This window comes from Micromonospora sp. B9E7, from assembly GCF_039871815.1.
Classification (GTDB): Bacteria; Actinomycetota; Actinomycetes; order Mycobacteriales; family Micromonosporaceae; genus Micromonospora.
Genome location: NZ_JBDPLX010000042.1, coordinates 1 through 8,359, shown reverse-complemented (window position 1 = coordinate 8,359; position 8,359 = coordinate 1). Strand labels below are relative to the sequence as shown.

8 protein-coding genes and 2 pseudogenes are annotated in these 8,359 nt (G+C 66.7%); 9 read left to right on the top strand and 1 reads right to left on the bottom strand.

What is annotated here, in order from left to right; translation table 11 throughout:
* Positions 1 to 687: 687 nt before the first annotated feature.
* From ABGB10_RS33085 to ABGB10_RS33065, 5 genes are all read left to right on the top strand, one after another.
* Positions 688 to 1,242, top strand: coding sequence for a MauE/DoxX family redox-associated membrane protein (locus ABGB10_RS33085; protein ID WP_347664905.1), 555 nt, complete (start codon positions 688 to 690; stop codon positions 1,240 to 1,242).
* Between the two features lie 2 nt (positions 1,243 to 1,244).
* On the top strand, positions 1,245 to 1,805 hold the full coding sequence (locus ABGB10_RS33080; RefSeq protein WP_347664904.1) for a TlpA disulfide reductase family protein: 561 nt from the start codon (positions 1,245 to 1,247) through the stop codon (positions 1,803 to 1,805).
* Between the two features lie 119 nt (positions 1,806 to 1,924).
* Positions 1,925 to 3,667: an ABC transporter ATP-binding protein gene (locus tag ABGB10_RS33075; RefSeq protein WP_347664903.1), complete on the top strand. Its 1,743-nt coding sequence runs from the start codon at positions 1,925 to 1,927 to the stop codon at positions 3,665 to 3,667.
* Positions 3,664 to 4,131: a S26 family signal peptidase gene (locus tag ABGB10_RS33070; RefSeq protein ID WP_347664902.1), complete on the top strand. Its 468-nt coding sequence runs from the start codon at positions 3,664 to 3,666 to the stop codon at positions 4,129 to 4,131. Before ABGB10_RS33075 ends, ABGB10_RS33070 begins: the two co-directional genes overlap by 4 nt.
* A 155-nt stretch (positions 4,132 to 4,286) precedes the next feature.
* Positions 4,287 to 4,472, top strand: a complete 186-nt coding sequence (locus tag ABGB10_RS33065; protein WP_347664901.1) for a hypothetical protein — start codon at positions 4,287 to 4,289, stop codon at positions 4,470 to 4,472.
* Positions 4,473 to 4,759: 287 nt separating this feature from the next.
* On the opposite strand, the gene ABGB10_RS33060 is transcribed toward ABGB10_RS33065, so the two are convergent.
* The gene (locus tag ABGB10_RS33060) at positions 4,760 to 5,629 is read right to left on the bottom strand and encodes a hypothetical protein (protein WP_347664900.1); all 870 of its coding nucleotides are present in this window, start codon (positions 5,627 to 5,629) and stop codon (positions 4,760 to 4,762) included.
* A 396-nt stretch (positions 5,630 to 6,025) separates the two neighbouring features.
* On the opposite strand from ABGB10_RS33060, the gene ABGB10_RS33055 reads away from it, so the two are divergent.
* The 4 genes and pseudogenes from ABGB10_RS33055 to ABGB10_RS33040 form a co-directional block, all read left to right on the top strand.
* The gene (locus ABGB10_RS33055) at positions 6,026 to 6,226 is read left to right on the top strand and encodes a hypothetical protein (protein ID WP_347664899.1); all 201 of its coding nucleotides are present in this window, start codon (positions 6,026 to 6,028) and stop codon (positions 6,224 to 6,226) included.
* Positions 6,227 to 6,332: 106 nt separating this feature from the next.
* A pseudogene (locus tag ABGB10_RS33050) lies at positions 6,333 to 6,768 on the top strand (transposase); the annotation flags it as partial.
* 639 nt (positions 6,769 to 7,407) lie between these two features.
* On the top strand, positions 7,408 to 7,545 hold the full coding sequence (locus tag ABGB10_RS33045; protein ID WP_347664898.1) for a hypothetical protein: 138 nt from the start codon (positions 7,408 to 7,410) through the stop codon (positions 7,543 to 7,545).
* A 134-nt stretch (positions 7,546 to 7,679) separates the two neighbouring features.
* Positions 7,680 to 8,135, top strand: a pseudogene (locus ABGB10_RS33040) (SMI1/KNR4 family protein); the annotation flags it as partial.
* Positions 8,136 to 8,359 lie beyond the last annotated feature (224 nt).

Here is an 8,359-nt window from a genome sequence, read left to right as displayed (position 1 = left end):
CTTCAACCGGCTCAAGCAGTGCCGCAGCGTCGCGACCCGTTACGACAAGACCGCGACCTCGTTCCAGGCCACAGTCACTATCGCCGCGCTACTCCAATGGTTGTGAACCTTTGAAGACACTGCCTAGCACCGCGACCTGGTGCCAGAGCACGACCACCTCGACCGCGTTGGCATGCCCACCGCAGGCCAACAGGATGAACTGACAGGGGTGGCGTCTTGGTCTATACGCCAATTGTGCGGAGGTTATACGGATACCACCATATCGTCCTACCGTCAGATCGGCCCATGGGAGAGATCCCGTTGGCGTGGCTGTGACATGGCGCTGAACCCCGCTCGATGTCCTTGGGCCCACCGCCGCGCCCCTGAAGATCACAGGTCAGCTGACAAGGTCTCAATTGCAGATGAATCGGAGGAAGCATGGATAGCATCACCCGACGAGTGCAAGCGGTAGCTGACCGGATACTTGAGGTTGTTGTGCCTCGTGCCGACGTCCAGGCCATCGACTGCTGGAGCGAGTACCGGTGTATGACCCTCAACAGCGTGCGGTACCGCTGGACCCGGCGGTGCTGCTACTACGGGCCGAGTCGGCCCATGAGCTGCACCGCATGGACCATCTTCTCCACTGAGGGCTGTTAGCACCGGCGCCATCCGGAGTAGGGAGCAGGGCATGGCGGGAGGCGGCTGGTGATGTATCTGGCGGTGGCCTGCCGCGCTCTGCTCTTCGGCGTCTTCCTGTGCTCGCTGGTCAGCAAGCTTCGCGGTCCGGCGGCGTATTCGAGCTTTGTCGCTTCGACCGGTGGGTTGTTGGGCTGGCCGCGCCGCGGTGTGGTCGTGGGCGTGGCCGCGGCCGGTACGGTGATGGCCGAGGCTGCGGTGACGGTGCTGGTGGTGATTCCAGCGACGGCGCCGACCGGGTTGACGCTGGCGGCAGCGCTCCTGGTGGCGTTCTCGGTCGCCATCGTGCTGGCAATACGGGGCGGGCGGCGGGCACCGTGCCGGTGTTTCGGCGCATCGGAGACTCCACTGGGCCTGCCGCACGTGGCGCGTAACATGCTGTTGGCTGTCGCGTGCCTGGGCGGCCTGGTGGCGACGACCGCAGCGACGGGTGTCGGCCGACATCCCGCCGGCGTCGCCGTGGCGCTTGCCGTGGCCGCGGCGGTGTTGCCTTTCGTATTGCGGTTCGATGACCTGGTGGCGCTGTTCCGTCCCACCTATCATCCCGGAAACCTTCGGAGGAAGTGACGATGCCCTTCGTCGTCGCCGCAGTCGCCCTGCTTGGGGCGTTGTGCATGGTGAACCTGCTGTTGACGTTCGGGGTACTGCGCCGCCTGCGGGAGCAGACCGCTGAGCTGAACCGGCTCTCAGGCGTCCTACCGCCGGAAATGCCCGCACCGGAAGAGCTGGTGGGCACGCCTGTGCCGGCATTCGCGGCGACCGCGATCGATGGCACACCGGTCACCCGGGACAGCCTGGTCGGCCGACCGCGGTTGGTGGGATTCTTCTCCGCCGGATGTGCGCCGTGCCACGAACAGGCGCCCCTGTTCGCCAAGTGGTTGGCTGAGCAGGGCGGCGACGCCAGCACGGCGGTCGCGGTCATCACCGACTCCGGTCCGGAAGCCGTTGAGCTGGCCACGTCGCTGACCGACACGGCGACCGTGGTCGTCGAACCGGACGCCTTCTCGGTGTCCCAGGCGTTCGGGGTACGAGGCTTCCCGACGTTTCTGCGCGTCGATGCCGACGGCGTCATCGCTGGTGCGGACGCCACGGTGCGCGGTGTGGTGGGGCACGTGGCGGCCACGTCCTGACGATGCCAGCTTCCGAGATACCGGTGACAGAGCCGGCCAGCCCGCAGCGCCCGCTCCACGAACTGGCCGGGGTGTGGCGGACCGCGTGGCAGGCGGGTCCGTGGTTGACCGTGGCGCAGATGGTCACGACCGTTGCCGGCGGTCTGCTGCCAGCGACCACGGTGTGGCTGACCAAGCTTGTGGTGGATGGGCTGGCGGCCGCTCGGGTCGAGGCTGCCGTCGGCGCCGGAGTGGGCCTGGCCGGCGCCGGTCTGGTCGCCGCGGTACTGCCACACCTGGCCAGCTACCTGCAGGGTGAGCAGCAACGGCGGATGGACCGCCTGATGCAGGACCAGCTGTACACCGCGGTGAACTCCTTCCAGGGGTTGTCCAGGTTCGAGAACCCTCGGTTTCTCGACCGGCTGCGGATGGCGACCGAGGCGACCGGTCCGGCACTCAGCCCGCTCACGTCCGGCCTGCTCGGCATCGGCCGGGACGTGATCACGCTGCTCAGTCTGCTCGGCACGCTGTATTTCCTCAGCCCGGTGATGACCGCGGTCGTAGTGGTCGCGGCAGTGCCGGCGCTGCTGGCGGAGATCTCGCTGGCCAGGCAGCGGGTCGGAATGTACCTGGGCCTGTCGGCGGCGATGCGGCGGCAGGCCTTCTACGGCCAGCTGATTACCGACGTCGGAGCCGCCCAGGAGGTACGCCTGTTCGGCCTCGGTGACTTCTTCAAGGGTCGGCTGCTGCGCGGACTGCGCGAGGTGCAGGACGGGGAACGGCGCCTCGACCGGAAGGTGCTACGTAGCCAGTCACTGCTGGCGCTTCTGAGTGCGATGGTCTCTGGGCTCGGCCTGGTGTGGGCGGTACACAGCGCCACCACCGGCCGGCTGACGCTGGGTGACGTGACGGCGTTCGTGGTGGCTGTCGCCGGTATCCAGGGATCGCTCATGGGTCTGGTCAACGGCATTGCCAGCGGGCACGAAGCGCTGCTGATGGTCGGCCACCACTCCGCCGTACGCCGCCTCGGTGACGACCTGCCACCCGCCCGCCGACCGGCACAACTCCTGCCGTTGCGGCAGGGCATTGAGGTACGGGACGTGTGGTTCCGCTACCACGACGACCATCCATGGATCCTGCGGGGCGTCAGCCTGACCATCTCCCAGGGCCAAGCGGTCGCACTGGTGGGGCTCAACGGCGCGGGCAAGAGCACCCTGGTCAAACTGTTGTGCCGGTTCTACGACCCGAGCCACGGCGTGATCCGCTGGGACGGTGTCGACATCCGCGACCTGGATCCAGCGCAGTTGCGGCGCCGGATGGGCGTGTTGTTCCAGGACTTCGTGTCGTACGACCTGAGCGCCGCCGAGAATATCGGGGTCGGTGACGTCGACGCGATAGCCGACCGGCGCCGGATTGAGGAGGCGGCCGGCGCAGCTGGCATCCACACCAATCTGGCCGCGCTGCCGCGGGGCTACGACACGCTGCTCAGCCGCCTCTTCTACCTGGAGGAGGAGAAGGACGACCCGGACACCGGTGTAGTGCTGTCCGGCGGCCAGTGGCAGCGGCTGGCCCTGGGCCGGACGTTCATGCGTGACACCCGGGACCTGCTCATCCTCGACGAACCGAGCGCGGGCCTGGACGCGAAGGCCGAACACGAGATCCACCAGCGCCTCCGGACGCATCGTGCCGGCCGCACCAGCCTGCTCATCTCGCACCGGCTGGGCACGGTTCGGGATGCCGACGTGATAGTCGTGCTCGACGGCGGCCTGGTCGCCGAGCAGGGCAGCCACGACGAACTGATCGCCCTCGGCGGCCGGTACGCGCAACTGTTCCGGACCCAAGCCAGCGGCTACGGCGCAACGGCGGTCGAGGAGATTCGATGATTGCTCGGGCGGTGGCCAGCGCCCTGGTCGTCGGCGCCGTGACCGGTGGTGTGGCGTGCTGGCTGCGGCACACCTTTCTCGTCACCACCGTGGCCGGGCGAAGCATGCTGCCCACGTACACCAGCGGTGACCGGATGCTGGTGCGGCGGGTGCCACTGGCCAGGGTCCGCTCCGGCGATGTCGTCGTCCTCGCCGACGGCGACCTGCCAGCGCGTCCCACCCGGTCGGCCAGCACGCGACGCGATCCACCAGGCGAGCTCATCGTCAAACGCGCCGTGGCCGTACCAGGCGATCCCGTACCCGCCGGGGTACCCGTACCCGACGAGGTCGTACCACCCGGGCACCTGATCGTGCTCGGCGACAACGCCGACGCCAGCTACGACTCGAGAAATGCCGGCTACTACGCCTCGGACACGCTGATCGGCGTCGTGGTCCGCAGTATGCGGCGTAACCAGCACACCTGAGTGTGCCAGGCTGCTGCCCGTCAACGACGAACTCAACCGGGAGGCGGTGGCGCGGTGCGCCCGGGCCGCGTCGCACGGCCCGGGACTGGCTGGCCGTCGTCCGGCTACCGGCCTACGCGCCCGACCTCAACCCTACCGAGGGCGTCTGGGCCGGGATGACACGCGGCATTACCAACACCGCCATCCACGGAGTCGACCACCTCGCCGACCTGGTCCGACAACGGCTACGCGCCTGCCGGCAACAGACCAAACTCATCGCCGGCTTCCTCGCCCAGACCGACGTGACCCTCGAACCCGAACCACCCCGACAACGGCAGACGTCAACCTTTCAACCTCTTTAGCAGACGGAACGGCGCTGCTGCCTTTCGCCCGAATCTCTGCTCGACGAGTTCGACGGACGACCCGGAACACCACAACGTGGCAGCGAGGCGTCGCGTAGCCGGCTGGCGGCCCGCACGCCGGGGAAGGCCAGGCCGGTCAAGAGGCTGAACGCCGTTGAATGACAACGACGAAAGGGACCGTGTGCCGCGACGCGTGCCCGTTCCGATCCGGCCCGACGGCCGGAACCCGCTCCGGTGGCGGGGTGCTCCCAGAGCCCTGGGGTAGGACCTGTAGGGGCTGCCCGGGTTCAGTCGTACGTCTCGGCGAACGCCTTGACAACCTCGGTGGGGGCTTCGACCGTATGGTCGGTAGCGGGCTTTTCAATGGTGACTGGCACGCCGAAGTCGGAGTAGGTCGCCGTGATGCCGCCGATGAAGCCTGAGTCGATGGCGCTGAGGTTGATGAATACGTAAGTGAGCCGGCCTTGGTCGTCGACCTTGGCGTTGAACGGAACAGCTTTGGCCTTTTCCCCAAACCTTCTGAAAAGGTTCCCCTGCGTGCCGGGCGACTTGGTGATGTCGAAGGTCCCCGTGAAACCAAGCTCACCGTTCCGCTCGACGTCGGTCACGGCCTTGATCATGTCATTGACGCCGGCTGGGTCGCCGTCGACCATTTCGGAGAAGGTGCTGCCCTCATCCACGTTAGACGCATCGATGTGCATCCACTTGTCGGGCAAGGTCGGCAGGCGGGTGAAGCTGTGCAACTGCACTGCGCCCGCCAGCTTCACATACACCGCGCTGCCCTGCTGAACGAAGTCGACTGTCATGCCTTGGTCGCCAAGGTCGCTGATCATCCTCATGGACACCTTCTTGGCGGTCGGATCCACGACCCCGCTGAACTCCACACCGTCCAGCCCGGTCTTGCTGTTCACCTTGAAGGTTTCCGTATTGAGTTTCCGCACCGCGTCGGCGAGCGAGTCGAGTGCATCCACCTGTGATGTGGGGGTGGGCGCCATGGTGTCCGTGTCAGCACGATCGGTGGCATTGTTGCAGCCGGTGACCCCGAAGCTGAGCGCAGTGACGAGGCCCAGCCCGATGATCGCCGACCGTCGCGTCCTCATGTGGTTCTTTCCTCCAGAAATGACCGGAACGGGCTGGCCAGCACCGGCCATGATCAACCGCCGGTAGCCTACGTTGCGGATGCCCCATGGCAATAGCCTGCCGGTTGGCTCAGGAGACGCGTTCTTGCCCAGCGATGGGTTGACCGGGTGGCGTGTGCCGATGCGCCGGATAGCGCCGGCGTAATGACCCGACCGTTCGATCAGCCGGAGGCTCGGCCTGAGACCTACGGTCGCCCTCGGCGACGAGCGTTACTGGCAGATTCAGCACGACCGCGCGTCTGGCGAAATTAGCGATCGACGCGCTCAAGGCAGCCGTCGGTCGGCTGCGGCGCTACGGCGTAGTCTGCTTCTGGGCCTTGTGGCCCTCGTGCTGGTTAGGGCGGATCTGTGGGAGCCCTCGCCGGCGTGTGATCAACACTTACCCGCAGTGCGATGTCTGCTCGATGAGGTGACGTGGCCAACCTCGTGATTGCTGAACGGCTGATGCTCGTCAACGTGGTGGATCACTGGTTCTACCTGAAGGAGGCGACCTTCATCAACGCCGGGCAGGTGTATTGGATCGATCACGAGACGAACGAGTTGTGCGTGGACCGGGGTGGTGACCGTGTAACGCGGCATGGCCGCGCCCGGCCCGCCGCTTGGATGTGCCGCTAGTCAGGGTCGTGGGCGGCTGCATGATGATGGGTAGGCAGGCCACGATCCGGCCGTCCGGGTCGAGCGCCGCCATTGCCGTTCGTCCGTCCGGCGTCAGGACCCGTGCGGCCTGGTGTCGGGTCTGGACCACAAGAACGGGTGGACTGTGGCGGAGCAGGCTGGGGATGTGTCGCCGGACGGGATGCAGCGGTTGTTGCGGTGGGCGGACTGGGAACGTTGACGCGGTCCGTGACGATGTGCGGGACGGGACTACGTGGTCGAGCACATCGGCGATCCGGCGGGTGTGCTGATCGTTGACGACACACTGGCTTCCTGAAGAAGGGCACCCGGTCGACCGGGGTGCAACGCCAGTACCCCGACACCGCCGGTCGGACAGAGAATTGCCAGGTCGGGGTGTTCCTGGCCTACCGCTCAGTGAAGGGCCACGCCCTGACTGACCGGCAGCTCTGCCTGCCGGCGTCGTGGACCGATGACCGGGGCCGGAGCCGGACCGCCGGATCCCGGACGAGGCCGAGTTCGCCACCAAGGTGCAGATGGCCCGCCAGGGGTGAGTGCCGAACCGCCCTCTCACGAGGAGCCTGGGGCCGAAGATCGCTAGAGAGGCTCACCGCAACTCAAGCAAGTGTCCTCGCCGTTCTCGTACGTCATTCCGCAGCAGTACGACGGCCCACCGCTGACCTCGAAGCAGGCTTCGTGCCAGTCCTCCCCATTGAAGTCGGTGTGACTACCGTCGTCCTCAATCGGCTCCTTGCAGCCTTCGCAGGTGAGCGTTGTCATGTTCTCGCTCTTCCCCTCACGCCGGCTCCGCAGCGTTCCAGCCCCAACAGTCGGGGCATGTGAACGGCGAGCAATAGTCGCTGTCGTGGCGCTCAGAGTAGTCGTTCATGTTGGCTGTGGGCCTGCCGCAGTTGGACAAGGAGGGTGCTCGCCCGGACAGGTGCGATTGTTGTGCCCGCCGAGTCCACAGACTGTGCATGCCACGCGGGCGAACCTAGCTCCCGGTCCACAGGCTCGGCGAACGCAGGACCCCGAAACCGCTTACGGCAGCCCGCACCTCGGTCGCGTTCGGAGGTTGGCGGCTATCGGCATCAAGATTCGCCTGAAGCAGCTGGGCCTTGCCGCTGGCGTGGCGAACGTGCACGCCCACCGTTGGCGGCACAACTTCGCCCACGAGTGGAAGCGTGCCGGCGGAAAGGGGTGACCTGATGCTGTTGTTGGGCTGGACCTCCGAGGACATGCCCCGGCACTACGACGCGAGCGCGGCGGCCGAACGCGCCCAGGAGATTCAGGTGCAACTGGGCATTGGGGAAGGGGCGTAGGGGCCGGCAATACGGTCGGTCGATCCGAGTGCCGGCTCGGCCGACAGCGTGGACACGTCCGGCTGTAGCCGATGAGCGGGCGTTCGCCAACCGACGCATCGCCGGCTTGACGAACGGATACCTACACTTCACCAGTGACAACAGTGACGGAGGCATGGGTTCGGATTGAAGGCTGGTTGCGACGACATGCGCCAGCGAGCATCGATGTGCTGGCCCGACCAGCGGCCCAGGAATCGGTCACCGCTGCCGAGGCCGAGCTCGGCCTGCTGTTTCCCGCGGGACTGGCTGAATCGCTGCGCCGGCACGACGGCCTCACAGAGTGGGCGAACATCCTCCCTGAAGCGACTCCGCTCTCCGTAAGGGGCATCGTCGAGCATCGCCAGACGCGTATGGACATCGCACCCGACGTCGATGGTTTCGCTCGGCACGGTGCCGAGTCAGAGCCGTGGTGGCATGAACGTTGGCTTCCATTCGGGGATGGCGGCTGCGGTCTTCAAGTCATCGACTTGCGACCCGGGCCCGGATTCGCCAGCGTGGGCTGGGCGCCTACCAGCAACCCCGCGGACTTCTCGGACGCCTGGCCGTCGCTGGAGGCATACCTGACGACGGTCGCTGACGCTCTCGAGACCGGCGGCGCGGTAGGCGTCTGGCATCCGCACCTGACAATCGATGGCGTGCTCCGGTGGAGCCTAGTACTCCAGCCGCACCTGGTGAAGTTCGAGTCTTCGCTGGTAGTGGGCTGTTCTGGCGCGGTACTGGTGTCGCCGTCGCCATCGTGACCATCGATGGACGTAGTCGAAGGGTCGGACGGTGG